The sequence below is a fragment of the Streptomyces ortus genome, assembly GCF_026341275.1.
Lineage (GTDB): Bacteria > Actinomycetota > Actinomycetes > Streptomycetales > Streptomycetaceae > Streptomyces > Streptomyces ortus.
Genome location: NZ_JAIFZO010000001.1, coordinates 588,362 through 613,954, shown reverse-complemented (window position 1 = coordinate 613,954; position 25,593 = coordinate 588,362). Strand labels below are relative to the sequence as shown.

The following is a 25,593-nucleotide window of genomic DNA, read 5'->3' as shown; positions in this document are numbered from 1 at the left end:
TTCCCCCGCGTGCGTATGTACCTGCTTGCCCGCAACCCCACCGACTCCGTCACCGAAGGCTTCCTCCCGGCCGCCGCACGGCTCGGCCTCGACGTGACCGTGCTCACCGACCAGCCGGACGCCCATCGGCGCGTGTATCCGGAGATCGAGATCGTGGAGTGCGACGTCCGCGACTTCCGTTCCGTCGTCACCGGCGTCTCGGCGCTCGGCCGCCCCGACGCGATCTTCTCCAACAGCGACCATCTGCAGACGCAGACCGCTCTGGCCGCCGACTACTTCGGCCTGCCGGGCAAGGACTGGCGGGTCGCCCTGCGCACCAAGGACAAGGCGGAGATGCGGCGCCGTCTCGCCTCCGCCGACGTGGACACGGTGTGGTCGGCGGAGATCACCAAAGACACGGACGTGGCCGCCCTCGACGTGCCGTACCCGGCCGTCGTCAAGCCGCGCGAGGGCGTGGCCAGCGAGGACGTCGTACGCGTCGAGGGCCCCGCGGAACTGCTGGCCCGCTGCGCGGAGATCCGCGGTCGGCACCCCGGGGCCGCCCTGGTCGTCGAGGAGTATCTGCCCGGGGAGCTGTACACCCTGGAGACGCTGGGAGACGGTCACGTCCGCCATGTCCTGGGCGGCTTCCACACCGAACTCTCCCCGCAGCCGTACTTCATCGAGGAGCGGCTGACCTTCGTCGCGGCCCATCCCGATTCGGCGGTCACTCAGGTACTTGCTCAACTCGACGCGCTAGGCGTCGGTTTCGGCGCCTGCCACACCGAGTTCGTGGTGCACGAGGGCCGCGCGAGGATCATCGAGGTCAACTACCGCGCCATAGGCGACCAGTGCGATCTGCTGCTGGCGCACCTGCTGGAGATCCCACTCTTCGAACACATCCTGCGTACGCATCTGGGCGAACCCCTGCCCGCCTCGCTCGGTGAACGGCGCGACGGCGTGGCCCGGCTGGACTACCCGTACGCGAAGAGCGCGGGAACACTGACGGCGGCCCCGCCCGCCGCCGAACTCACGGTCGACGGGGTGCGGTTGACCTATCGGCCGCTCCGGGAGATCGGTGAGCGGCACGAGGTGTACCGCACCAACCGCGACTTCCTCGGCGTGGTGCGGGCCATCGGAACCGTCCAGGAGGACGTGGACAAGGCGGTGGCCGGGTTCCTGGCCGGACAGCGGTGGGAGATCCAGCCGTGACCGGTTCGTTCCCCGGGACCGGTGCCGGTGGCGGTGACTCCGGCGCGGAGGCCGGCACCTCCCGGGGCACGCTGGTGATCCGGGTGCTCAGCGCCCTGCTGCGTGAGGACGTCGTCGGTCTGCGTTCGGCCGGCAGGCTCGTGCACCGGCCGGACGGCGCCTGGCTGCGACGGGACGCCGGTGAGGGACAGTCCCTGCTGCTGCCGGTCGTCGAGGACGGGTTCCAGTGCGCGTACGCGGCCCGACTGCCGCTGCTGGTGCGGGACTTCGGCGTATCCGGAGGGTCCGTGGCGCACCGGACGTGCGACGCGATCCTCGCCGCCTTGCGCGACCTCGCACACCCCCTGGACCGGGACGGATACGACGCGTTCGCCGAGGAATGCCGCCAGACGCTGGCCACCATGCGGCTGCACAGGGCGGTCCGTGGCGAGGTGGTCGACCGACTGACGGCCCGTCACGGCGACGACCCCGCGTTCTGGTCGGGGATGACGAAAGGGCTGGCGTTCGACGCCCTCGCCGCCTACGCGGACCATCCCGTCTACCCCACCGCACGCGGACGCTCGGGGCTGGGCGAGCCGCAACTCCGTTCATACGCACCGGAGTTCGCGCCCCGGTTTCCTCTGCGCTGGCTCGCGCTACCGTCCGATGCGGTCACCGGAACACTTCCGGACGGCTGGCCCACCCCCGCACGGCTCGGACTCGCGGGACTCGATCACACGCATGTGGCGCTGCCCGTACACCCGTTGACCGTCGGGCATGCCCTGGAAAGGGCCCTGCGCGCCACCGGACTTGCGGACCGGGCCGTGCTCGCCGAACGGGCCCACCTCGAAGCCGTGCCCACCCTGTCGATGCGGACCGTGGCCCTGACCGGGCAGCCGCTCCTGCACGTCAAACTCCCCCTGCCCACCGCCACCCTGGGGCTGCGCAACCGCCGGACCGTCAAGCCCGGCACCCTCCGCGACGGGGTGGCGGGACAGCGTCTGATCGAGCACATCGTCGACCGTGAGCCGCGGTTCCGGAGCACGATCCTGCACGCCGACGAGACCCTGTACGCCCATGCCGGGCACGAGTTGCTCGCCGCGCTGTTCCGCCGGTACCCCGACGGCCTCCAGGACTCCGTCGTCGTCCCCATGGCCGCGCTCCTGGCCGAGGCGCCCGACGGGCGACCGGTCGTCGACCCGCTGGCCGACCGCTTCTACGACGGTGACGTCCTCGGACTGCTGGACGCCCTTCTGACCCTGCTCTTCGACTGGCAGACCACCCTGTTCGGGTACGGGATCGCGCTTGAGTCGCACCAGCAGAACATCTCACTGGTGCTGGACCCACGGCACGACGGCCGCACACGGCTGCGCCTGCTGTTCAAGGACAACGACGGGCCGCGCATCAACCGCGCGCGTCTGAGCGAGCGGCTGGGGACGGCGGCTCCACGGCTCGCCGACTTCGACGACGTCAGGACGTTCACCGAGGGCGACCGGCCCGTCGTCGACCTGTTCACCACCATCACGGTCCATCTGTGTGCGGGCGCCTACGCGTTCGGGTTGGCGGGGCACGGCCGGGTTCCCCTGCCGGTGTTGCTGCGGCTCGTACGCGACCGGCTCACCGAGGCCATCGAGCGGCTCGGGACGGGCGCGGGCGAACCCGGTGCCGTGCTGCGGGCCCAGGTGCTGGACGCGCCGGTCCTTCCCGTCAAGGCGATGGTCACCGCCGGAACGCTCCTCACCAAGGAACGCTCGGGTGCGGCCGACATCAATAAGCACTACACGACCGGGCCCAACTACCTGCGTTCCGCCGGGGCTTCGGCATGAGTGCCGGGGGTCGACGCTGCCGGCCTCCTCCCCGCCCCGCGCCCGGATCCCTCTACGCGCGACCGTTCTTCGCTCTCTTCGCCTTTGCTGGAGCCGCACATGCCCTCGCTGGCCGAGTCCCTCGGTAGCACCTTCCTCGCCGTCCCGAGCCGCACCGGCGCCCCCGTGGCCAACCTCGCGGCGCATCCTCACCTCCCCTCGGCCGACGAGGTCGTGGCGCACACGCTCCTCAACTGTCTGGTGCGCGAGGTGTCGGCGCCCGAGCATCAGACCGCCCTCACCGACCGGTATCTGCTGCTGCGGCTGCCCCGCCGAGGTGTGCTGCTGCGGGTCGCGCTGCGCCGTACGTCGATGCTCGGCGCGCACCGCTTCACCGGACCGGTGAGCGAGCGGACGGCCGACGGCGGCTGGAACGAGATCGGCTGGCGGCGACTGGCGGAGCACACGCAGGAGGAGCTGTCCCTGCGGACCGGCGTGCGCAACGAGGAGTTCCTGGAGCAGATCGACTCCAGCCACCGGAGTATCGCCGCGTCCCTCCCCTCACGGACCGGGACTCACCGCGTACGGACCGGGACTCACCGCGTACGGAGCGAGGCTCACCGCGTACGGAGCGAGGCTCACCGCGTACGGAGCGAGGCTCACCGCGTACGGAGCGAGGCTCACCGCGTACGGAGCGGGAACGGCCGGGCGGGGGCGGACACGCCCGTCGCCGCCTACCTCGCCTCCGAGCAGTCCCTGCTGTTCGGACACCGCTTCCACCCCACGCCCAAGGCCCGCACCGGAAACGCGGACTCCTGGCCCGCCTACGCACCGGAGGCCGGCGCGGTCTTCCCGCTGCGCCACCTCGCCGTACGCGAACACCTGATCGCCGAGGAATCTGCGGAGCCCGGCGCCCTGGACGTACTCGACCGGCCGATCTCACCCGTCTCCCTCCCCGAGGGCTACCGGCTGCTGCCCGCGCACCCCTGGCAGTACGAGATGCTGCGCGAGCACCCGGCACTGCGCGCGGCTCTCGAACGCGGGGACGTCCTCGATCTCGGGGAGGGCGGCCGGCCGTTCGCGGCCACCGCCTCCGTCCGGACCCTGTACGACGGCGAGTCGTTCCTGAAGTTCAGCCTGAACATCAGAATCACCAACTGCCTGCGCAAAAACGCCAGTTACGAACTGTCCGGCGCCGTCGCGCTCACCCGGGTGCTGGGTCCGGTGCTGGCCGACCTGGCCGAGCGGTTCCCCGGCAGCGCGGTGCTCCGCGAGCCCGCCTACCGCAGCCTCGCCCTGCCGGGACCCGACGGAACACCGGACCGCGACCTGCTCGAGGGCTTCGGCGTCATCGTCCGCGAGGGGCTGGCCCACCGGCTCCTGCCCGGTACCACCCCGCTGCTCGCGGCGGCCGTGGCGGACGAGTACCCCACCGGTCCGGCGCACATCTCCCGGCTCCTCGACGGGGCCGGGCCGCGGACCGCGCTCGACTGGTGGACGGCCTATCTGCGACTCCTCGTGCCGCCGGTGCTCGCGGCCTACTTCGACCACGGGCTCGTACTGGAACCGCACCTGCAGAACGTGCTGATCTGCGTCGACGGCGACGGCATGCCCGCCCAGGTGCTCTTCCGCGACCTGGAAGGCACCAAACTCGTGCCCGAGCGGCACGCCGAGACACTTGCCTCACTGCCGCCCGAGGTCGCGGACCCGATGACGTACGACGCGCGGCGCGGCTGGGACCGGGTCGTCTACTGCCTGCTCGTGAACCACGTCGCCGAACTGCTCGCGGCCGTCGCCGATCTGCATCCCCGTACCGAGGCCGCGTTGTGGGCGGAGGTGCGGGGCACCCTGCGGACGTACGCCGACCGGTACGGCTGCCCGCCGCCGCTGGCCGCGCTGCTCGCGGGAGTGCCCCTGCCCGCCAAGACGAACCTCCTGACCCGCTGGGAGCGAAAGGCCGACCGCGAGGCCGGCTACGTCCGCCTGGCCTCACCGCTCGGTGAACCACTCGGCGAGGACGCCCCGTCCCGCCCGACCACGAACTCGTCCGGGAGCGCCCGATGACCGATCCCACCGACGCCGTACGGGACCGGGCGCTCTCCCTGCCCTCCGCTGAACTGCCCGCCTACATCTACGACGTGGCGGCGCTGCGCGCGCACGCGGCGGCCGTGCGAGCCTGTCTGCCCGAGCGCGTCGAGCTGTACTACGCGGCGAAGGCCAACCCGGAGCCGGAGATCCTGGCCGCGCTGAGCCCGTACGTGGACGGATACGAGGTCGCGTCGGGCGGCGAACTCGCCCATGTCGCCAAGGCGGTGCCGGGACGCCCGCTGGCCTTCGGCGGTCCCGGCAAGACTCCTGACGAGATCGTCGCCGCGCTGGAGCTGGGCGTGGAGCGCTTCCATGTGGAGAGCGAGTACGAGCTGCACATGCTGGCCGAGCTGGCCCGTCAGGTGCGCCCCGACGACCGGGTGGGGGTACTGCCGCGTCTCAACCTCCCCGTCGCCGCCGACTCGTTGGCGGCGAGTTCCCTCGCCATGGGCGGGCGCCCCTCCCCCTTCGGCCTGGATCCGGCCCAGGCCGACACGGTGATGGGGCTGCTCACCGACGGCACGTATCCGCAGCTCGAACTCAAGGGCGTGCATGCCCATCTGGCCAGCGGACTCGGGGCCCGGGAGCAGGTCGCGGTGGCCGGGTCCGTCGTGGACCGGTCCGTTCGACTGGCGGAGCGGCACGGGGTACGGCCGGCGGAGGTGAACGTCGGCGGGGGAATGACGGTCGACTACGCGGCTCCCGACGAGCGCTTCGACTGGGCCGCGTACGGGACCGGGCTCGCCCGGCTTCTCGCGCGGCACCCGGGTCTGACGCTGCGTGTCGAACCCGGGCGGGCGCTGACGGCGTACTGCGGCTGGTACGTGACCGAGGTACTGGACGTGAAGCCGAGCCACGACGAGGAGTTCGCCGTGGTGCGGGGCGGCACCCATCACCTGCGCACTCCGGCGACCAAGGGGCACGACCAGCCCTGCACCCTCCTCGGGGTGGAGGACTGGCCGCATCCGTGGGCCCGGCCGGTCTCACGGGGCGAACTCGTCACGCTCGTGGGCCAGTTGTGCACTCCGAAGGACGTCCTGGCCCGGCACGTCCCCGTGTCGGCGCTGCGTGCGGGCGACCGTGTGGCGTTCGGGCTCGCGGGAGCCTACGCGTGGAACATCTCCCACCACGACTTCCTGATGCACCCGCACCCCGGCTTCCACTTCATCGACGCACCGGACTTCGCGGACACCCCCTAGGCACCTTCGGATGCCGCTCCCTCAGCGGGCCATGCGTCCCAGACGTAGGTCCGGCCCGCGATCGCCTTCAACGTGGTCTCGCCGTCCGGCACCAGGTCGCCGCGGACGGTGAGGCGCCGCGTGCGGGAAGCGGTCAGGGTGACGCGGGTCGCGCGGCCGTCGGCCCATTCGATGCCGACGGTGGCGCCGCCGCGGGCACGCAGCCCACGGACCGATCCGTCCCGCCAGGCGGCCGGCAGCGCGGGAAGGATCTCGATGACGTCGTACTGGCTCTGCAGCAGCATCTCGACGACGCCGGACGTCGCTCCGAAGTTGCCGTCGATCTGGAACGGCGGGTGCGTGTCCCAGAGGTTGGGCAGGGTGGACGACTTGAGCTGTTCGGCGAGTATCCGGTGTGCGTGGTCGCCGTCGCGCAGCCGCGCCCAGAAGTTGATCTTCCAGGCCTTGGACCAGCCGGTGCCACCGTCCCCACGCGCCGTGAGTGAGACTTTCGCGGCGTCGGCCCACGCGCTGCCGGGCTCGATCAGGCGGCCGGGGTGCAGTGCGTAGAGGTGGGAGACGTGCCGGTGGTCGTCCTTGGGGTCGTCCAGATCCGCCTTCCACTCCTGGAGCTGGCCCCAGGAGCCGATCCGCAGACCCGGGTCCAGACGGGCGAGGGTGTTCTCCAGTTCGGCGCGCAACGCGGGGCTGTCGCCCAGGGTGCGGGCCGCCTCCAGGGTGTTGGTCAGCAGGTCGTGCACGATCTGCTGGGACATGGCCGCGCCCGCCGTGAAGTCACCGTGCTCGGGCGAGTAGCTGGGGGTGACGACGAGCGTGCCGTCGCGCGGATCGGTGCGCAGGTTGTCGAGCCAGAACTCGGCGGCCTCCTTCATCACCGGGTACGCCGTCGAGCGCAGGTACTCAACGGAGCCGCCGAACCGGTAGTGCTCGTACAGCTGTTGGGTCAGCCAGGCGGCCGCTTCGGGGAACCAGAAGGCGGTGGCCCAGTCGTGCACGCCGGTGAAGCCGTACGGGTTGGTCTCGTTGTGCACGACCCAGCCACGCGAGCCGAACATCTCCTTCGCCGTGCGGCGTCCCGGTGCGCGCAGCGCCTCGACGAAGCGGTCGTAGGGCGCCGTGGCCTCGGCGAGGTTCGCGGCCTCGGCGGGCCAGTAGTTCATCTGCAGGTTGATGTTGACGTGGTAGTCGGCCGACCAGGGCGGTGACGTGCTGTTGTTCCAGAGGCCCTGGAGATTGGCGGGCAGCGAACCGGGCCGCGAGGAGGCGATGAGGAGGTAGCGGCCGTACTGGAAGTAGAGGGCTTCCAGGGCGCGGTCCGTGGCCGTGGGGCCACCGGTGTAGTCCGCGAGCAGCTGGTCCGTCGGGATGTCGGGGGCTTCGGCGCGTACGTCCAGCGCCACGCGTCCGAACAGGGCTCGGTGGTCACGGATGTGACGGGCCATCAGGGTGTCGTACTGTTCGCCGGCCGCCGCGTCGACGGCGTGGGTGACGGCCGGATGCGGGTCCTCGCCCCGGTAGTCGGGGTACGTGTCGGCGTAGTCCGTCCCGGCGGCCAGCACGAACCAGGCGCTGTCGGCGGCCGTCACGGTGAGGGTGCCGTCGGAGTTCGCGGTGACGGTGGCGCCCTTGCCGTGTGCGCGTACGCGGATCTGTACCTCGAAGCGCAGGCCGTTGTCGGCCAGTGCGCCGCGCACCGTCATCCTTCCGCCCGCTCCGGTGGTGGCGGAGGTGACGGTGAAGTCGTCGCGGGGCGAGGTGTGGCGGAGGGTGAAGGCGACGCTTGCCGGCCGGTCCGCGCTCAGCCGTCCCGCGACCACCCCGTCGGGGTACGAGGCGAAGAACTCGCGTCGGTGGCGGACCTGTTGGTGGGTGTAGAGGACGGTCGCCACGGCGTCGGCGATGTCGAGTTCGCGCCGGTAGGTGTCCGGGGGCGTCGCCGGGGCGTCCGGCACGTCGATGTGGAGGTCGCCGAGGGTCTGGTGGGCGCCGTACCCGCTCTTCGGCTGGCCGAGTTCGTCGGCCACGGCTTCGGGGTCGAGGCGGGTGGCGGTGTCGATGCGGTCCTGCACGGCGGTGATCGCGCCGGGGCGGGCGTCGCGCCAGTTCCCGTGGTCGTAGCCCTGGACCGAACCGGGACCACCGGTCCAGAGGGTCTTCTCGTTGAGCTGCAGTCGCTCGGAGCCGAGTGTCCCGAAGACCGTCGCTCCGAGGGCGCCGTTGCCTATGGGCAGTGCTTCACGTTCCCAGTCGTCGGCCGGGGCGGTGTACCAGAGGGACGAAAGCCCGGGTGACGGTGGCGGCGCCGCCGACGACACATCCGATGTATCCGGCGCGTCCGCAACCGCCGCCTCGATGGGACCAAGCGCTCCGGAACCCAGGGCGAGACCGGCCGCACCGCCAACTGCCGTCCTGATGGTGGCTCTTCGGGAGAGTGCAAGGGCCGACTGCGCATCGTGTGGTTCAGGTGACTGAAACGACATGACCCCTGACGCTAGAGGTCCGATCACCTCAGCGGCAAGGGTCATGACAAAGACGAAGGGAGGCGGAGAAGCGGTTCACCCGCCGGAAGGTTCAGCCCTGCTGGAACAGCTCTGCGGGCAGCGGCTTCAACAGCGCGTACAGGTCGTCGGTGATGGGGCGGTCCCAGGCGGCGATCGTCACGAGGACCTTGTCGCTGCGGTCGAACTGCACACAGGAGATACGCGTCTCGGAGAGCTTCAGGCGGCGCACGATGAGGAGGTTGTCCCCCTGCATGACCGGCATGTCCTCGGCGCCGGTGACGACGACCTCTTCGTCGTTCTCCAGCGCCTGCAGCAGCTGGGCCACCTCGAACGGGACCTCTCCCTCGGCGACGTCCCGGGCCGGGGAGCCCTCAGGCAGGTTGCCGATGATCATCGCCGGACCGCGCCCGCCGAACAGGTCGTAACGCAGGAACACACCCTGGCAGCTGCCATCGGGGGCGGGCAGCAGGCCCGCGCCGAGATTGCCCGGCCAGTCGCCCGGATCCATGGCCAGAACGTCGAAGTCTGGCCCGGCGGGAGTGGCGCTGCGGCGGCGGAGGAAGGACATGCCGCAATGGTACGTGCATCGGAGGGCGTACGGCCGTGGGGTCGGCGCCCACCGACGCCGCAGACCCTAGGGTCTGTCTGACAATTCCCGTCGTCGCCCGTAGGGCGGCTGCGCGGCGTCAGGTGCGTGCTCTCGGTGTGCCGGGCGTAGAGCCTCGTACTGGACGTACTTGGCTCTGCGCCCGGTGCGGCGCCCCGGGGCTCTCCCGCCGCGCCGTCCCCAGGGCCGCCCCCAGTCCCGTCCGCTCCGTTCCGACCTTGCGGTACACCGCCGACAGCAGCCGCACCACCGCGGTCTCCTGCGTGTGGAGCCGTTCCGCGATGGCCGCCGTGGTGAGTCCCCGCGTGGTCAGTTCCGCCACCGCGCACTCCCGGGCGGTGAGGGCGTCCGTCTCGGCGCTGTGCAGGCGGTGGGGCCGCAGCCCGGCTGCCGCCAGTTCGTCGCGCGCCTCCTCGACCAGCCCGTCGGCACCGCACTGCACGGCCGTGTCCAGCCCTCGGTAGAGGTGCTCGGCGGCCTCCCCGGGACGGCTGCCGCGGCGCAGCTCCGCGCCGAGGGCGACGAGCGCGCAGGCCAGTTCGTACGCGGCCGGGGAGCGCTCCAGATGTCCGACGGACTCTTCGAGGAGGTTGACGCGGGCCAGCCCCGAGGAGACGTCGGCCGCCGCGCGCAGCGCCTGGCCGACCGCCGACGGCGCCCCGTACTGCCGGGCCCGCCGCACCGCTTCGGCCGCCGTGGCCACCGCCCGCTCCGGAGCGTCGTGGCTCTCGGCGCGGGCCAGGTGCAGCTGCCACGGACACCAGGCCGGGTTGCGCATGCCGCGCGGGTCGAGGCGTCGCCCCGCCGCGGCGAGTTCGGCGGCGGCGTCCTTGGCGAGGCCTCTGGCCAGCAGCAGCTCGCCGTACACGGTCTGCGCGTCCGGGAAGACGACGGCGGCGGGGAACGGTTCCCGGAAGGCGTGGCCCTCGGCGAGCTGCGTGGCCTCGGTGAGCCGGCCGCGGGCGAGCAGGACCTCGACGAGGATGCCGACCGCGTACCAGTGGGCGGGGGTGCCGGGGCCGACCCGTTCGGCCAGCCCGAGCCCCGCGCGGACGAAGTCCTCGGCCTCGGCGAGCCGGCCGCGGCGGAAACGTACGTACGCGAGGAGCGTGTAGCCGAAGGAGAGGTGGGCGCCGTGCCAGCCCTGCCGTTCGAAGTCGGCGATCCCGGCGGCGAACAGTTCCTCGGTGCGCCCCGGCCGGTCGGCGTACATGAAGGCGAGCGCGACGAGGACGGGCACCTCGAAGCCGCGGTCGGCCTCGGCCCAGCCGAAGCCGCCGGCCAGGGCACGCTCCGCGTGGTGGACGGCGATGTGCGCGGGTTCGCCGCGCAGGGTGGCGTCCCAGGCGCGCAGGCCGATCACATAGCGCTCGGTGAGGTCGCGGCCGGTGAGCCGGTCGGCGAGCCTGGCCAGCCGGCGGGAGCGGGCCGGCGACTCGGGTTCGTCGGCGCGGAAGGCGTCCCACATGAACTGTTCCGACTGCATCCGCAGCCGTACGCGTACGTCGCCGGTCACCCTGATCTCGCGGGCGAGGGTGTCGGAGGCCTCGCCGAGCCGGTCGCTGTGGGCGAGGACCTGGGAGAGCCGGTAGACGATGTTGTGGCGCAGCCCGGGGTCGTCGATCGGCTCCTGGAGGGCGGCCCGCAGATGGTTGACGGTGGTCGCGGGCTCGGTGAGCAGGGAGGCGCAGCCGAGTTCGTAGAGGACGGCGGCGCGTTCCGCGAGGGGCGGGGGTTCGCGCAGGGCGCGGGCCAGGTGGCGGCGCGCGGCGTCGGGGGCTCCGGCGCGCAGGGTCTCGCGGGCGGCGGCCCGCAGTTGCCGGACGACCCAGGTGTCGCCGTCGGGGTGGGTCTCCATGAGGTGCCGGGCGGCGGCGGACGGACCGAGCCCCGCGTCGATGACGCACCAGGCGGCCTGTCCGTGCAGCGCGACGCGGAAGCTGCCGGGGATGGCCCGGTAGACGGCGGTGGCGATGAGCGGGTGGACGAATTCGAGTGCGCCCTCGCCGGTCGCGGCGCCGGTGAGGATACGGGCGTCGCGCAGGGTGTCCGCCGCGTCGGCCGCCTCCTCGGAGCCGAGGCCCGCGACGGCCGCGGCGAGCGTCGGGGAGATCTCGGTGCCGAGGAGGGCGCACGCCCAGGCGAAGCGGACGGTGGAGGTGCCGAGGCGTTCGAGGCGGGCGACGAGTCCGCTGCCCTTGACGGCGGCGGCCAGGTCGCGCAGCAGGTGCGCGCCCGGTTCGGTCGGGGCCAGGCCGCGGTCGCGTACCTTCGCGGTGAGCTCGACGGTCTCGAACGGGTTGCCCGCGGTGACGGCCCAGCACTCGCGGCAGAACGCGTCGTCGGCCCGGGTGCCGAGCGCCTCGCGCACCAGGCGGGCGACGCCGTCGGCGCTCAGCGGTTCCAGATCGAGGGGGCGTCCGCCCGCGCGGCCGGGCAGGCCTCTGAACGCCTCGGCGTGGTCCGGGAGTTCGTCGGGCCGGTAGGCGACGACGAGGAGCAGGGGCAGTTGTTCGGCGCGGGGCGCGAACGCGGCGAGCCACCGCAGCGACTCGGGGTCGGCCCAGTGGGCGTCGTCGAGGACGAGGACCATCGGGGCGCGGCGCACGGCGAGGTGGGTGAGGACCCAGTCGAGTCCGTCGCGCAAACCCTGCTGGTCGGGTGGCGGGCCGTCGGTGGCGGCGCACAGGCCGAGCGCGGGCCCGACGATGGCGTACCAACTGCCCAGGGAGGTACGGAGTTCGGGCTCGGGGACGCCTGCCAGGTGGGGTTGGAGGAGTTGGCGTGCGACGTGGAACGCGACGCGCTGTTCCTGTTCGCCGCCGCGTGCGGACAGGACCGTGCAGCCCTTCGCCTCGGCGCGCCTGCGCACTTCGGCGAGCAGCCGCGTCTTGCCGATCCCGGCCCGCCCGGCGAAGGCAAGCATCCCACCCCGGGCCCGGACAGTGGCACCCTCATGACGGGTCCCGTCTGCGCCCGGAGCGGCCTCCCCGCCGGTGGTGGCGGCCTCGCGAGAAGTGGCGGCCCGTTGCCGTGTGGGCTTCCAATGCGGGCGGACGGTCTTCCGGTGCGGCTTCGAGGGTCGCTGTTCGGTGTCTTCTCGGTGCGGCTCGGGGGCCGTGTGGTGCGACTGATCCGGGCCGGGGGTGGCCGTGGGGACTTCGGTGGCGATCGTGCGGAGCCCGAGCGGGTCCGCGCCGAGTTCGGAAGCGGAAGCCGTGCGCAGCCCGGTCAGCTCGGCCAACGCCTCGTCCACGGCCGCGAGTTCCATCTCGCGTTCGAAGAGCGTTCTGCTGCTCCGCATGCCCTGCCGCCCCATGACGCACCCCCTGCCACGGTGGTGCGGCCGACGCGGGGAGACGGTGCGCACCGTGGCTTACAGGCACCTCAGCGTACGCCGGGGGCGAGGGCCGCGGGCCCGTCCGGCCGTTACCGACCGGAGCGGTCGGCCGGTTGTTCCAGCAGGGCCACGGCTCCGGCGGCCCGCCCGTGCGGGACGAAGAGGTGCGCGGGGCGGAAGCCCGCGACGACGTCGCAGCTCAGGCCCTCTTCGGCGAGGGCCGGGGCGACGGCGGCCGTGCGCCCGACAGCGAGCGGCGAGCAGCGAGCGGCGTCCTCCTGTTCGAGTGCGAGGGTTACTCCCTCGTCGCCGGGACGCCGGGAGCAGAGCGGCTCGCGCGGTCAGCCAATTCGACGGCATCCCGCAAGGGGAGCAGCCCGGCCCGCCGGGGCGCACAGCGTGCGGCCTCGGCGAACACGAAGGCGACCGCGACCGCAACCGCGAAGGCGACCGGGGTCGGATCTCAGGTGAGGTCGAACTCCCCCTCCCGCGCCCCCGACACGAACGCGCCCCACTCCGCGGGCGTGAAGATCAAGGACGGGCTTTCCGGGCGGCCACTGTTGCGCATCGCGATGAAACCCTCGACAAAGGCGATCTGGACATCCCCCTGCCCACGGCTGCTCGAATGCCAGTCGGCGCTGCTGAGGTCAAGCTCCGGCTTGTCCCAGCCCGCGAGCGGGTGCTGCTGGATGGTGCTTTCGGCCACGTCCGTGCTCCTCCCGGTTCGTCGTCCGCGGCCAGCCTAGCTTTCGGCACCTGCCGCGCACAGGCCACGTAAGAGGGACAGTTCAGGAGGTGGGCGGCTCGGCTCCGACCAGCCACATCGAGAAGAACTGGGAGCCGCCGCCGTAGGCGTGCCCGAGGACCCGGCGGGCGCCCTCCACCTGGTGTTCTCCGGCCTGTCCCCGCACCTGGAGCGCGGCTTCGGCGAACCGGATCATCCCGGACGCCCCGATGGGATTGGTGGAGAGCACCCCGCCCGACATGTTCACCGGAAGGTCGCCGTCCAGTTCCGTGACCCCGGACTCGGTGAGTTTCCAGCCCTCGCCCTCGTCGGCGAAGCCCAGGTTCTCCAGCCACATGGGCTCGTACCAGGAGAACGGGACGTACATCTCGACCGCGTCGATGTCCCGGCGGGGGTCCGCGATGCCCGCCTGCCGGTACACGTCGGCCGCGCAGTCCTTGCCGGCCTGCGGGGAGACGAAGTCCTTGCCCGCGAAGAGAGTCGGTTCGCTGCGCATCGCGCCGCCGTGCATCCAGGCGGCCGGCCGCGGCGACCGGGCCGCCCCCGCCCGGTCGGTGAGGACCATCGCGCAGGCGCCGTCGGAGGACGGGCAGGTCTCCGAGTAGCGGATCGGGTCCCAGAGCATCGGCGAGGCCTGGACCTTCTCCAGCGTGATGTCGTGCTCGTGCAGATGCGCGTACGGATTCTTGAGCGCGTTGCGGCGGTCCTTGTACGCGACCAGGGAGCCGACCGTGTCGGGGGCGCCGGTGCGTCGCATGTAGGCGCGCACGTGCGGGGCGAAGAAGCCGCCCGCTCCGGCGAGCAGGGGCTGCTGGAAGGGGATCGGCAGGGACAGGCCCCACATGGCGTTCGACTCGGACTGCTTCTCGTAGGCGAGGGTCAGTACGGTGCCGTGCACGCGGCCCGCGACGAGGTTGGTGGCGACGAGCGCGGTGGAGCCGCCGACGGAGCCCGCGGTGTGCACGCGCAGCATCGGTTTGCCGACCGCGCCGAGGGCGTCGGCGAGGTAGAGCTCGGGCATCATGACGCCCTCGAAGAAGTCGGGCGCCTTGCCGATGACGACGGCGTCGATGTCGGCCCAGGTCAACTCCGCGTCGGCGAGCGCGCGTTGCGCCGCCTCTCGGACGAGCCCCGCGATCGACACGTCCCGTCGGGCGGCGACGTGCTTGGTCTGGCCGATCCCGACGACGGCCACGGGCTCCTTGGCCGTCGCGGGTCCCGTCGCTGGTCCCGTCGCAGGTCCGGGCGCGGGTACGGTCGCGGGGCGCGTCGCAGGACTCCTCACGGGGGTCGTGCCGGGGGTCGTTGCGGGGCTCATCGCGGGTCTCCTTCCAGTACGGCGACCAGGTTCTGCTGGAGGCAGGGCCCCGACGTGGCGTGGGCCAGCGCCCGGTCGGAGTGACCGCGCCGGATCCGGTCCGCCGCCTCGCCGATCCGGATGAGGCCCGCGGCCATGACGGGATTCGCGGCGAGCGCTCCCCCGGACGGATTGACGTCGACACCGTCACCGAGCCGCAGGGCTTTGCGCAGCACCACTTCCTGGGAGCTGAACGGAGCATGCAACTCGGCGGTGTCGACGGGTCGTTCGAAGAGCCCGGCCCGTTCCGCCGCCAGCCGCGTGGACGGCGAGTCGGTCAGATCCCGTACCCCCAGGCCGTGCGCCTCGATGCGGTGGTCGATGCCCCGTATCCAGGCGGGCCGCTCGCACAGTTCACGAGCCCGTTCCCCCGCGGCGAGGATCACCGCGGCGGCCCCGTCGCCGATGGGCGGGCAGTCTCCGGTGCGCAGGGGGCGTACGGCGTACTCGCCCCGTGGCACCGAACCGCGCAGCTGGGCATGGGAGTTGTCGGTGGCGGCGGTCCGGCTGCGGGTGGCGACGGCGGCGAGCGCCGGCTCGTCCGTGTCGCCCGCGTCGATGAGTGCCTGCGCCTGGAGTGCGGCCAGGGCGACGGAGTCGGGCCACAGGGGGGCCACGTAGTACGGGTCGAGCTGCCGGGTCAGCACATCGCGTATGGAGCCGGGCGACGACTTGCCGTACGCGTACACCAGCGCGGTGTCCGCGTCGCCGGTGAGGAGCTTCGTCCAGGCCTCGTACAGCGCCCACGCGCCGTCCATCTCCACGTGCGACTCGGAGATCGGCGGCCAGGCTCCCACACCGTCGAGGGCCATGGTGAAGGAGAACGCGCGGCCCGCGAGATAGTCCGTGGAGCCGGAGCAGGTGAAGCCGATGTCGCTGGTCTTCAGCCCGGTCTGCGCGAGCACCTGGTGCAGGACCGGCATGAGCATCTCCACCTCGGAGAGCTCGTCGCTGGTGCGCCGGTGGTCGGTCTGCGCGAAGGCGACGACCGCGATGTCCCTGAGCGGGCCGGGCGCGGACCTCGGGGCCGGCCTCTGCACGGGCCTCGGTGCAGGCCTGGATTCGGGCCTGGATTCGGGCCTCGACGCAGTCATCTACACCAGCTCCTTGTACGTCTCGTAGTCCGCGTCGGGTTCGCCGGTGGGCCGGTAGTGGTCGGGGTGGCCGCCCCCGTCCGCCCACACCGGCTCGACCCGCAGCCCCATGCGCACCTGGTCGTAGGGGATGCCGCCGATCCGGCCGTGCAGGGCGAGGTCGGCGCCGTCGAGGGCGATGTGCGCGTAGACGTAGGGCACTTCGATGTCGAGGTTCTTCGCCTTGATGTTGACGATGCAGTAGGTCGTCACCGTGCCGCGCGGACCCACCTCGACCCGTTCCGATGTGGCCACGCCACAGGTGGGGCACGCACCTCTCGGCGGGACGTAGACCTTGCGGCACGACGGACAGCGCTCCCCGACGACCCGCCGCTCGGCGAGCGCCTGGATGTAGGCGGTCTGCGCACGCCCCGGCGAGTAGGTGTAGTCGAGCCGGGCGGGGACGACGATGCCGGTCACCAGGTCCTCGAACCGCCCGTCGCTGCCCGTGAGTTCGGAGATGCCGTCGTCGTGGGGCTCGAAGCAGGCGAGGTCCGTGATACCACCGGAGCGTTCCGCGGCCCAGCGGACCCGGACACGCATACCGGTGTGCACGGAGTCGGGGCCGCCGGGGGCGTCGAGCGCGTGCAGCAGGGCGGTGTCGGCTCCGTCGAGCCGGACCAGCACCCAGGCGAACGGCCGGTCGAGCGGCTGTCCCCGGCGGGGTTCGTGGTTCCAGGCCCAGGTGGTGACGGTCCCGGTGGCCGCGACCTCGACGAGCTCGCTCAACTCCTCGGAGGTGACGGGGTCGTACTCGACGGGCGGGACGAGCACCCGGCCGTCCCCGGTCCGCACCCCGAACACGACGCGCTCACGCAAGCCGGTGAGGAACGCGCTCTGGACCGGCCCGAGGGACCGGGTGAAGGGAAACTCGACGACGAGGGGAGCTTTGAGAACTTCAGGCACGGAATCTCCTCACACAGGGGGCTATCGCCCCCGTCAGGGGCAAGGCCCCGTCACGGGCAGCGCCCCGTCAGGGGCGCGGGGAACTGCGCGACCAGCCACGACGGACCCGCACCGATGAACCGGCCTCCCGCGAAGGGACCTGACGGCGAGGCTCGGCAAGGCGCAGCGGGGCTCACTCCCGCCGATACACCGCGGGCCGCCGCTCGGCAAAAGCCCGAGCCCCTTCCTTCGCATCGGCGGTGTCGAACACCGGCCACCCCCGCTTCAGCTCGGCGGCCAGCCCTTCGGACTCACTGAGCTCCGCCGTCTCGTACACCGATGCCTTCACCGCCTCGACGGCGAGCGGCCCGCAGGCGTTGACCTGCTCGGCGATGGCCAGGGCCTTCTCCAGCGCGGTCCCGTCCGGCACGACGTGCCCGATCAGCCCGATACCGGCGGCCTCGCGGGCCGAGTACGGCCGCCCGGTCAGCAGCATCTCCAGCGCGTGCGTACGCGGAATCTGCCGCTGGAGCCGGACCGTCGAACCTCCGATCGGAAACAGCCCGCGCCGCACCTCGAAGAGCCCGAACGTGGCGGACTCCCCCGCGACCCGGATGTCGGTCCCCTGCAGGATCTCGGTGCCGCCGGCCACACAGTGGCCCTCGACGGCGGCGATCACGGGTTTGCGTGGCCGGTGATGACGCAGCATCGCCTTCCAGTGCAGATCGGGGTCGGCCGTGAGGCGCTCCCGGTGCCGCTGCCCCTCCATCCCCTTCCCCGCGAGGGCCTTGAGGTCCATGCCCGCGCAGAACGCGCCGCCCGCGCCGGTCAGGACGATCGAGCGGACGGCGTCGTCCTCGTCGGCCTCGACCCAGCCGTCGTACAGGCCGACCAGCATCGGCAGCGAGAGCGCGTTCTTGGCCTCGGGCCTGTTGAGCGTGAGCACCAGTGTGGCGCCTTCGCGCTGCACGGTGAGGTGTTCCGTCCCACCCATAGCCGTCCTCCCGTCTCAGGAACGAGAACAGGTTGCAGGAGGCGCCGAAGCAGTTCAAGGGTTTTCTGACAGACAGTCAGATTTCTTCTGCGCGGACCCTTCACAGTTGTGGCGGGCTTTGCTCTGATGACCGGCGAAGCGATGACGCACGTGCCTTCGTCGATGCTTGCCGGGGTCAGGAGGAACGGTGGAGTACAACCTTGCCGACCTGTTCGAGTCGGTCGTCGACGTGGTCCCCGACCGTGAGGCGCTGGTCCACATCGACCACCCCGGTACGGGAGCCGAACGCCGCCTCACCTACGCGGAGCTGGACGCGGCGGCCAACCGCGTCGCCCACCACCTGATCGACAGCGGCATCCGTCCCGGCGAGCACCTCGGCCTGCACCTCTACAACGGCATCGAGTACCTGCAGACCGTCCTCGGGTGCCTGAAGGCGCGGATCGTGCCGGTCAACGTCAACTACCGCTATATCGAAGAGGAGTTGATCTACCTCTACCGGGACGCCGACCTGGTGGCGCTGGTCTTCGACGCGGAGTTCACCGAGCGGGTGGCGGCGGCCCTGCCGCGCACCCCGGCGCTGCGCCTCCTCGTACGGGTGGGGGTCCCGGACCTGGACGCACCCCCGTTGCCGGCGGTGGACTTCGCCGCTGCCGAGGCCACCGGATCCACCCGGCGGGGCTTCCCGGCACGGTCGGGCGACGACCAGTTCATCATCTACACCGGCGGCACGACCGGGATGCCGAAGGGAGTGATGTGGCGTCAGGAGGACCTGTTCTTCTCGGGATTGGGCGGTGGAGCGCCGACCGGGGAGCCGGTGAAGAAACCGGAGGAGCTGGCCGAGCGGGTGGCGGCCGGCGGCGACGGGATCACCTTCTTTCCCACGGCTCCGCTGATGCACGGCACGTCGACCCTCACCGCCTTCATCGGCTTCAACTTCGGACAACGCATCGTCATCCACAGCAAGTTCGTACCCGACAAGGTGCTGCGGACCATCCAGAAGGAGAAGGTGACCAGCGCGTCGCTGGTCGGTGACGCGATGCTGCGGCCCCTGATCGACGCGCTGAACGGGCCGATGAAGGGCACCGACTGCTCGTCCCTGTTCAGCGTCTCCTCATCCGGCGCGATCATGTCGGAGACGGTGCGCGCCCAGTTCCAGGCCCTCGTGCCGAACGTGATGCTGCTCAACAACTTCGGCTCGTCGGAGTCCGGGTTCAACGGCACGGCGACCGCCGACTCGGGCCCTGGCCGCGGCTTCCGCATCCAGGTCAACTCCCGTACCCGCGTGGTGGATCCGGCGACGTTCGAGCCGGTGGCCGTCGGTGAGCCGGGCCGTATCGCGCAGCGCGGACATGTACCGCTCGGCTACTACAACGACCCGCGGAAGACCGCCGAGACCTTCTTCGAGAGGGACGGGGAGCGGTGGGTGCTGCTGGGCGACATGGCGACCGTCGACGAGGAGGGCGTCGTCACCGTGCTCGGCCGTGGCTCGCAGTGCATCAACACCGGCGGGGAGAAGGTGTATCCGGAGGAGGTCGAGCAGGCGCTCAAGTCGCACCCCGACGTGTACGACGCGCTGGTGGCCGGAGTGCCCGACGAGACCTGGGGCAACCATGTGGCGGCCGTGGTGCAGTTGCGCGAGGGCGGGGGGCGGCCCTCCCTGGACGAGATCCAGACCCACTGCCGTACCCATCTGGCGGGCTACAAGATCCCGCGCCAGCTGGTGATCGCGGACTCCATCCAGCGGTCCCCGAGCGGCAAGGCGGACTACCGGTGGGCACGGTCGGTGGCGGCGGACGCCGCCGCACACTGAGAGCCTCCGTCACATCCCCCGTCGGTTCACGTGTCGAAGGGCCGGTAGTGTACGAGGGTCCGGCCGTCGGCCTCGTCCCGCACCGTCAGTTCCACGGCCACGGCGCCTCCGTCGGCGTACGGGTCCAGGGTGAGCACTCCGCAGCGGTCGGCATCCTCCTGGGCGCAGCCCGTGCGCAACTCCAAGTCGGGGTAGGTGGCGGCGAGCCAGGTGTCGAGGTCGGTCCGGCCGATACGGAACCGGATGTCGTACTGCGTGTCGATGCCGTGCCGCATGACGCAGGCCGCGCCCTTCGCCCCGGACGGCAGCCGCTCCTGATCCGCGAACCGCAACGCCTCCCGACAGGGCACTTTCACCCCCGCGGCCCGCGAGTCACCGGCCCGCGGATCCCCGGCCCGTGTGTCCTCGGTCCGCCCTGCGCCGGTCCGCGTGCCCTCGCCGCCCCCGGAGTCGGCGGAAGCCGTCGCCCAGAGCGCCCACCCGAGACAGACCAGCGCCAGGACGGCGACCAGCCCGCCCACCCCGACGGTCCTTCCCCCACTGCGTGACATCGCGACCCTCCGTCTCCCGGACATCGCCCGTCCGTCCGCGCGCCCGCTCATCCGTACGGCCAGGAAGAGGGGTGATCGCCGGAACCGGTTCCCGCCGCACGCCTTGACGGCCGCCCGTACGGCTGGATTACTTGATCCCCGAGGACTCGACCGAATGATCGGTCGCCCGAATTGGTAATGGTCCAAGGGCGAGGGAGAAGGCCTGTGGCGGATGTGACGGACCTGCTGGACGCGGGCGAACGGCTCGACGCCGACGGCCTGCGCGCGCTCCAGCTGGAGCGGTTGCGGACCACCCTGCGGCACGCCTACGAGAACGTGCCGTTCTACCGCGACTCCTTCGACAAGGCGGGGCTGCGGCCCGAGGACTGCCACTCGCTCGCCGATCTGGCCCGCTTCCCCTTCACCACGAAGGCGGACCTGCGCGACAACTACCCGTACGGAATGTTCGCCGTGCCGCGGGACCGTGTCCGCCGCATCCATGCCTCCAGTGGCACCACGGGGCTGCCCACGGTCGTCGGGTACACCGAGAACGACCTCTCCATGTGGTCCGACATGGTGGCCCGCTCGATCCGCGCGGCGGGCGGCCGGTCCGGCGACATCGCACAGGTGGCCTACGGCTACGGCCTGTTCACCGGCGGGCTCGGCGCCCACTACGGCGCCGAACGGCTCGGCTGTACGGTGATTCCCGCGTCCGGCGGGATGACCGCGCGCCAGGTCCAGCTGATCCAGGACCTGAAACCCGGGATCATCATGGTGACGCCCTCCTACATGCTGACGATCCTCGACGAGTTCGAGCGGCAGGGGGTGGATCCGCGCCACACCTCGCTCCGCGTGGGCATCTTCGGTGCCGAGCCGTGGACCGAGGAGATGCGCCGGGAGATCGAGGAGCGGTTCGCCCTCGACGCGGTCGACATCTACGGGCTGTCGGAGGTGATCGGCCCCGGGGTGGCCCAGGAGTGTGTGGAGACGAAGGACGGACTGCACATCTGGGAGGACCACTTCTACCCGGAGGTCGTCGATCCGCTCACGGGTGAGGTGCTGCCGGACGGCGAGGAGGGCGAGCTGGTGTTCACCTCCCTCACCAAGGAGGCCATGCCCGTCATCCGCTACCGGACCCGGGACCTGACCACGCTGCTGCCCGGCACGGCCCGCGTCTTCCGCCGGATGCGGAAGATCACCGGCCGCAGTGACGACCTGGTCATCGTGCGCGGCGTGAACCTCTTCCCCACCCAGGTCGAGGAGATCGTCCTGCGGACACCGGGCGTCGCCCCGCACTTCCAGCTGCGGCTGACCCGCGAGGGCCGCCTCGACGCGCTGACCGTGCGGGCCGAGGCGCGGGCGGGCGCCGGTCCGGAGATCCGCGACGCCGCCGCGCGCGCCATCGCGGCGGCCGTCAAGGACGGTATCGGCGTCTCGGCGGCGGTCGAGATCGTCGAACCGGAGTCGCTGGAACGGTCGGTGGGCAAGATCAGGCGCATCGTGGACCTGCGCCCGCGCTGACCGTCCGCGCGGGCGCTCCCCGGCGCTCCCCGGCGCTCCCCGGGGCGCCGGAGCCCCCGGAACCGGCTAGGGGTGCGGGGTGGAGCCGTAAGCGGTCAGGAAGCGGTCGCGGAAGGAGTCCATCCGCCAGACCGGGGCCGTGTGGTCCGGCTTGATGCCGTCGGTCCAGCCCCAGTCGTCGATCTTGTCGAGCACGGACTTGTCGTGGGCGACGATGGAGACCGGCACGTCGCGGTTGGCGTGGTCGCCGCTGACCCTGGCGAGCGGCTGGTGGTCGCCCAGGAAGACCAGCACGGTGTTCTTGTCGCCGTACTTGACCACGTAGTCGATGAGGCTGGTCACCGAGTACTGGATGGACTTCCCGTACTCCTCCTTGACCTTCGTGGAGTCGTAGAAGACGTCCGAGGCCTTCTTGCCCTCCTTCTGGATGTCCTTGTAGACCGAGCCGTCACCGACCTCGTCCCAGGGAATGGTCTTCGGGATCGGCGCCCAGGGCTGGTGGCTGGAGGTCAGGATGATCTCCGACATCAGCGGCTTGTCGCGCTTCTTGCCGTGCTCGAGGCGCTGGTAGGCGCTCAGGGCGTACTGGTCCGGCATGGTCGACCAGCTGAACTTGGGGCCCTTGTAGCCGAGTTCCCTTGAGTCGTAGACGTTGTCGAGGCCGTAGAAGGAGCCCTCGGGCCAGCTCTTCTGGACGCCCGGCATGATGCCGACGGTCCGCCAGTCGCCGGTGCGCTGGAAGGCGCCGGTGAGCGTCAGGTGCTCGCCCGCGGTGACGGTGCGGTAGCGGGCCTGGTTGCTGATCCACAGCCCGGACAGGAAGGTGGAGTGGCCGAGCCAGCTGCTGCCGCCGTACGTCGCCGAGGTGAGCCAGCCGCTCTTGGCCGCGTAGCCGGCCTCGGTCAGCTCCGCCGTCTTCTCGTCGAGCGTGGCGTCGACCCCGGGCGCCATGATCGGGTCCTCGATGGCGCTTCGGCCGTAGCTCTCGATGAAGGCGAAGATGACGTCCTTGCCGCGCAGATCGGGGACGAGCTGGTCCGGCGGTGTCTTCGCGAACGTGTCCTTCTTGGCGATCTTGGCGAACTCGGCCTCGTCCTTGAGGGTCGCCTGCACCCGGTCGACCCGGTTCTGGACGGCCCCCGCGGTGCTGCGGGCCGCGAACTGCACGCCCGCGAACTGCACGCCGAGCGCCGAGCAGGCCACCCAGACCGTGCCGGCGACCAGCGTGGCACGGGTGGCCCGGCCGCTCTGGCGGGCCAGCAGGTTGGCGAGGCGGACGACGGAGAGGGCCATCAGCGCGAACACGGCGATGACGAGCACGATGACCGCGACGACGACACCGACCGCGCCGGCCTTGCCCATCGAGTCCTCGAGGTAAGTCCGGGCGTCGTCGAACAGGACCCAGTCGAGTACGACGTTGAAGCCGCGGCCGAGGAATTCGTTGAAGCCGAGGTCGAGGAGGTTCAGGACGGTCATCGCGCCCAGGCTCAGACCGGCGAGGACGGCCGTGATCAGCCGCAGTGTCTTCGGCAGGACCATGAGGACGGCCGCGCCGAAGATCGCCTCCACGGGCAGCCGGAGGAACACGGCGGGCCGGAAGCGGTCGGGGTCGTTCGGCATGAGCAGCGCGAAGAGCACGAGCAGGGCGGCAAGGGAGGTGACCGTCCAGGTCACGCTCCGCCCGGCCCCGGGGTGCCGGGCGCGCCAGCCGCGGGAGGCGGGGGGCACGTCGGCAGCCCCCTCGCCGCCCACCGAGGCGCCCTCGCCTGCGGCGGCGGACGCGCCCTTGCTTGCGTCTGCGGATGCCTCCTCGCCGGCGGATATGGGCGCTTCGGCGAGGGCGGGCTCGGTCTTTTCGGCGGGGGCCTCTTCGTCCTCGGTGGTGGACGGCGTGGCGATCGGCGTGTCCGCTGTGTCGGCGGGCGTCCCGGCCCCCGCGGCGGACGGGTTCGGCCCGTCGGCGGACGGGTTCGGCTGCTCAGCAGGTGGGTTCGGCTGCTCAGCGGGCGTCGTCGCCTTCTGCGGGGGCGTGCTGTCCGCCGGAGGCGCTGCCTCGGGCATCTCGGGTTCCTTCGGGGTTGTCCGGTCCAGGTCCGGCAATGGGTGAGAGTTCGTGGTGCTAGACAACCCGAAGGTCCTTCCGTGCGAAACCCTGTGGTGGCTGGGCGGACCAGGCTCGGGTGGTCGGACCGCCGTAACGTAACTGGTACGGCCCACCAGCGTGTTCAGTTCAGCGGGTCGGCGGTCCGCCCGGCAAAGATTCAGTCACCGGTCGGTCAAGGCCGGCAGGGCCCGCCACCGGGGAGCCCGCCCCGAAGCGGTCCCGCAGTTCCCGCTTGAGGATCTTCCCGCTCGCGTTCCGCGGCAGTTCGTCCACGAACACCACCCGCTTCGGCGCCTTGAAGTGCGCGAGCTTCTCGCGCGCGTGGGCGATCAGTTCGTCCTCCGTGACCTCGCCGCGGGGAACGACGACCGCGGTGACCGCCTCGATCCACCGCTCGTCGGGCAACCCGACCACCGCGGCCTCGGCCACCCCGGGATGGGTGTAGAGCGCGTCCTCGACCTGCCGTGAAGCGACCAGTACACCCCCGGAGTTGATGACGTCCTTCACCCGGTCGACGACGGTGAAGTACCCCTCGGCATCCCGCACCACGAGATCACCGGAGTGGAACCAGCCGTCCCGGAAGGCCTCGGCGCTCTCCTCGGGCTTGTCCCAGTAGCCCTCGCAGAGCTGCGGCGACCGGTAGACGACCTCACCCGAGGTGCCGTCGGGCACCTCCTTGCCGTCCTCGTCGACCACCCGCGCGTCCACGAACAGCACCGGGCGCCCGCAGGAGTCCAGCCGCTTCTTCCTGTGCTCGTGCGGCCCGAGCACCATGGCCAACGGGCCGATCTCGCTCTGGCCGAAGCAGTTGTAGAAGGCCAGCTTCGGCAGCCGCGCCCGCAGCCGTTCCAGTACGGGCACCGGCATGATCGACGCCCCGTAGTACGCCTTGCGCAGTCCGCTCAAGTCGCGCGTCGCGAAGTCGGGGCGGTTCGACAGGCCGATCCACACGGTGGGCGGCGCGAAGAGGCTGTCCGCCCGGCCGGCCTCGACGAGGTCGAACAGCAGGTCCCCGTCGGGCGCGTCGAGGATCGTGTTCGAGGCGCCGACCGCGAGGTACGGCAGCAGGAACACGTGCATCTGCGCCGAGTGGTAGAGCGGCAGCGAGTGCACGGGCAGATCCCCCGCGCTCAGGTCGAGGGCGGTGATCGCGCTCAGGTACTCGTGCACCAGCGCCCGATGGGTCAGCATCGCGCCCTTGGGCAGAGCCGTCGTGCCCGAGGTGTAGAGCAGTTGCACCAGGTCCTCGGTGCGCGGCTCCGGACCGTCGTACGGGGGCGTCGCCTCCAGCCGGGCGAGCAGCGAGTCCTCGGCGTCGCGCAGCGGCAGCGTACGGACGCCGTCGGGGAGCCGGTCCGCGAGGTCCGGGTCGGCGAGGATCAGGGTGCTGCCCGACTGGCCGACGATGTACGCGAGATCGTCGCCGGTGAGGTTCTGGTTCACCGGCACATGGATCAGTCCGGCGCGGGCGCAGGCCAGGAAGCCGATGAGGTACGCATCGGAGTTGTGAGCGTAGGCGCCGACGCGGTCCCCCGGGGCGAGTCCCGAGGAGCGCAGTACCCCGGCCGCCCGGGAGACCGCCTCGTCGAGTTCGGCGTAGGTCCAGGTGCGGTCGCGGTAGGTGACCGCGAGGCGGGCCGGGGTGCGCCGGGCGCTGCGCCGCAGCACCCCGTCGACCGTGCTGCCGTGTCCAGGCATCTGTCCAGGCGTCTGTCCGGGCGTCATGGGACTTGATCCTGGTTCCGTCCAGGTCGCGGGTCAAGCCGGGCGGCACGGACTCCGGAACGGTCGGCGGGGACGGTCC

General features: G+C 71.6%; 17 protein-coding genes. 6 read left to right on the top strand and 11 right to left on the bottom strand.

Annotated elements, in window-relative coordinates; translation table 11 throughout:
• The first annotated feature begins 9 nt into the window (after nt 1-9).
• From K3769_RS02450 to K3769_RS02435, 4 genes are all read left to right on the top strand, one after another.
• Nucleotides 10-1,191: an ATP-grasp domain-containing protein gene (locus K3769_RS02450; protein ID WP_267024733.1), complete on the top strand. Its 1,182-nt coding sequence runs from the start codon at nt 10-12 to the stop codon at nt 1,189-1,191.
• Nucleotides 1,188-2,996, top strand: a complete 1,809-nt coding sequence (locus tag K3769_RS02445; RefSeq protein ID WP_372514847.1) for an IucA/IucC family protein — start codon at nt 1,188-1,190, stop codon at nt 2,994-2,996. Before K3769_RS02450 ends, K3769_RS02445 begins: the two co-directional genes overlap by 4 nt.
• Nucleotides 2,997-3,095: 99 nt before the next feature.
• Nucleotides 3,096-5,039, top strand: a complete 1,944-nt coding sequence (locus tag K3769_RS02440) for an IucA/IucC family protein (protein WP_267024732.1) — start codon at nt 3,096-3,098, stop codon at nt 5,037-5,039.
• Nucleotides 5,036-6,262 carry a type III PLP-dependent enzyme gene (locus K3769_RS02435; protein WP_267024731.1) on the top strand — a complete coding sequence of 409 codons (1,227 nt, stop codon included), beginning with the start codon at nt 5,036-5,038 and terminating at the stop codon, nt 6,260-6,262. The genes K3769_RS02440 and K3769_RS02435 overlap by 4 nt, the downstream gene beginning before the upstream one ends.
• Here K3769_RS02435 and K3769_RS02430 read toward each other — a convergent pair.
• The 8 genes from K3769_RS02430 to K3769_RS02390 all read right to left on the bottom strand — a co-directional run bounded on the left by K3769_RS02430 (nt 6,259) and on the right by K3769_RS02390 (nt 17,824).
• On the bottom strand, nt 6,259-8,742 hold the full coding sequence (locus K3769_RS02430) for a glycoside hydrolase family 95 protein (RefSeq protein ID WP_282566011.1): 2,484 nt from the start codon (nt 8,740-8,742) through the stop codon (nt 6,259-6,261). The genes K3769_RS02435 and K3769_RS02430 overlap by 4 nt on opposite strands.
• A 91-nt stretch (nt 8,743-8,833) precedes the next feature.
• The gene (locus tag K3769_RS02425) at nt 8,834-9,331 is read right to left on the bottom strand and encodes a hypothetical protein (protein ID WP_267024730.1); all 498 of its coding nucleotides are present in this window, start codon (nt 9,329-9,331) and stop codon (nt 8,834-8,836) included.
• 118 nt (nt 9,332-9,449) lie between these two features.
• Nucleotides 9,450-12,674 carry an ATP-binding protein gene (locus K3769_RS02420; RefSeq protein WP_267024729.1) on the bottom strand — a complete coding sequence of 1,075 codons (3,225 nt, stop codon included), beginning with the start codon at nt 12,672-12,674 and terminating at the stop codon, nt 9,450-9,452.
• 499 nt (nt 12,675-13,173) lie between these two features.
• Nucleotides 13,174-13,416: a DUF397 domain-containing protein gene (locus K3769_RS02410; RefSeq protein ID WP_055617755.1), complete on the bottom strand. Its 243-nt coding sequence runs from the start codon at nt 13,414-13,416 to the stop codon at nt 13,174-13,176.
• An 82-nt stretch (nt 13,417-13,498) separates the two neighbouring features.
• Nucleotides 13,499-14,650, bottom strand: coding sequence for a thiolase family protein (locus tag K3769_RS02405; RefSeq protein WP_267024728.1), 1,152 nt, complete (start codon nt 14,648-14,650; stop codon nt 13,499-13,501).
• A gap of 119 nt (nt 14,651-14,769) precedes the next feature.
• On the bottom strand, nt 14,770-15,852 hold the full coding sequence (locus K3769_RS02400) for a thiolase family protein (protein WP_267024727.1): 1,083 nt from the start codon (nt 15,850-15,852) through the stop codon (nt 14,770-14,772).
• A 54-nt stretch (nt 15,853-15,906) separates the two neighbouring features.
• Entirely contained in the window at nt 15,907-16,851 is a 945-nt protein-coding gene (locus K3769_RS02395; protein WP_267024726.1) for a Zn-ribbon domain-containing OB-fold protein, read from the bottom strand.
• 172 nt (nt 16,852-17,023) lie between these two features.
• Nucleotides 17,024-17,824 (bottom strand): crotonase/enoyl-CoA hydratase family protein, encoded by an 801-nt coding sequence (locus K3769_RS02390; protein WP_267024725.1) that lies wholly within the window; start codon nt 17,822-17,824, stop codon nt 17,024-17,026.
• Between the two features lie 187 nt (nt 17,825-18,011).
• Between K3769_RS02390 and K3769_RS02385 the strand changes: the two genes are divergently transcribed.
• Nucleotides 18,012-19,634 carry an acyl-CoA synthetase gene (locus tag K3769_RS02385; RefSeq protein WP_267024724.1) on the top strand — a complete coding sequence of 541 codons (1,623 nt, stop codon included), beginning with the start codon at nt 18,012-18,014 and terminating at the stop codon, nt 19,632-19,634.
• A gap of 26 nt (nt 19,635-19,660) precedes the next feature.
• On the opposite strand, the gene K3769_RS02380 is transcribed toward K3769_RS02385, so the two are convergent.
• Nucleotides 19,661-20,185 (bottom strand): hypothetical protein, encoded by a 525-nt coding sequence (locus K3769_RS02380; RefSeq protein ID WP_267024723.1) that lies wholly within the window; start codon nt 20,183-20,185, stop codon nt 19,661-19,663.
• Between the two features lie 204 nt (nt 20,186-20,389).
• Between K3769_RS02380 and paaK the strand changes: the two genes are divergently transcribed.
• Nucleotides 20,390-21,685 (top strand): phenylacetate--CoA ligase PaaK, encoded by a 1,296-nt coding sequence (gene paaK / locus K3769_RS02375; RefSeq protein ID WP_267024722.1) that lies wholly within the window; start codon nt 20,390-20,392, stop codon nt 21,683-21,685.
• Between the two features lie 66 nt (nt 21,686-21,751).
• On the opposite strand, the gene K3769_RS02370 is transcribed toward paaK, so the two are convergent.
• On the bottom strand, nt 21,752-23,746 hold the full coding sequence (locus K3769_RS02370) for an alkaline phosphatase family protein (RefSeq protein WP_267024721.1): 1,995 nt from the start codon (nt 23,744-23,746) through the stop codon (nt 21,752-21,754).
• Between the two features lie 169 nt (nt 23,747-23,915).
• Nucleotides 23,916-25,514 (bottom strand): acyl-CoA synthetase, encoded by a 1,599-nt coding sequence (locus K3769_RS02365; RefSeq protein ID WP_267024720.1) that lies wholly within the window; start codon nt 25,512-25,514, stop codon nt 23,916-23,918.
• Nucleotides 25,515-25,593: the final 79 nt, after the last annotated feature.

Coding starts and splice junctions, on each gene's coding strand:
- K3769_RS02440 (WP_267024732.1), top strand. CDS start 3,096: ATGCCCTCGCTGGCCGAGTCCCTCGGTAGCACCTTCCTCGCCGTCCCG.
- K3769_RS02435 (WP_267024731.1), top strand. CDS start 5,036: ATGACCGATCCCACCGACGCCGTACGGGACCGGGCGCTCTCCCTGCCC.
- K3769_RS02430 (WP_282566011.1), bottom strand. CDS start 8,742: ATGTCGTTTCAGTCACCTGAACCACACGATGCGCAGTCGGCCCTTGCA.
- K3769_RS02425 (WP_267024730.1), bottom strand. CDS start 9,331: ATGTCCTTCCTCCGCCGCCGCAGCGCCACTCCCGCCGGGCCAGACTTC.
- K3769_RS02420 (WP_267024729.1), bottom strand. CDS start 12,674: ATGCGGAGCAGCAGAACGCTCTTCGAACGCGAGATGGAACTCGCGGCC.
- K3769_RS02390 (WP_267024725.1), bottom strand. CDS start 17,824: ATGGGTGGGACGGAACACCTCACCGTGCAGCGCGAAGGCGCCACACTG.
- K3769_RS02380 (WP_267024723.1), bottom strand. CDS start 20,185: ATGTCACGCAGTGGGGGAAGGACCGTCGGGGTGGGCGGGCTGGTCGCC.
- K3769_RS02370 (WP_267024721.1), bottom strand. CDS start 23,746: ATGCCCGAGGCAGCGCCTCCGGCGGACAGCACGCCCCCGCAGAAGGCG.
- K3769_RS02365 (WP_267024720.1), bottom strand. CDS start 25,514: ATGACGCCCGGACAGACGCCTGGACAGATGCCTGGACACGGCAGCACG.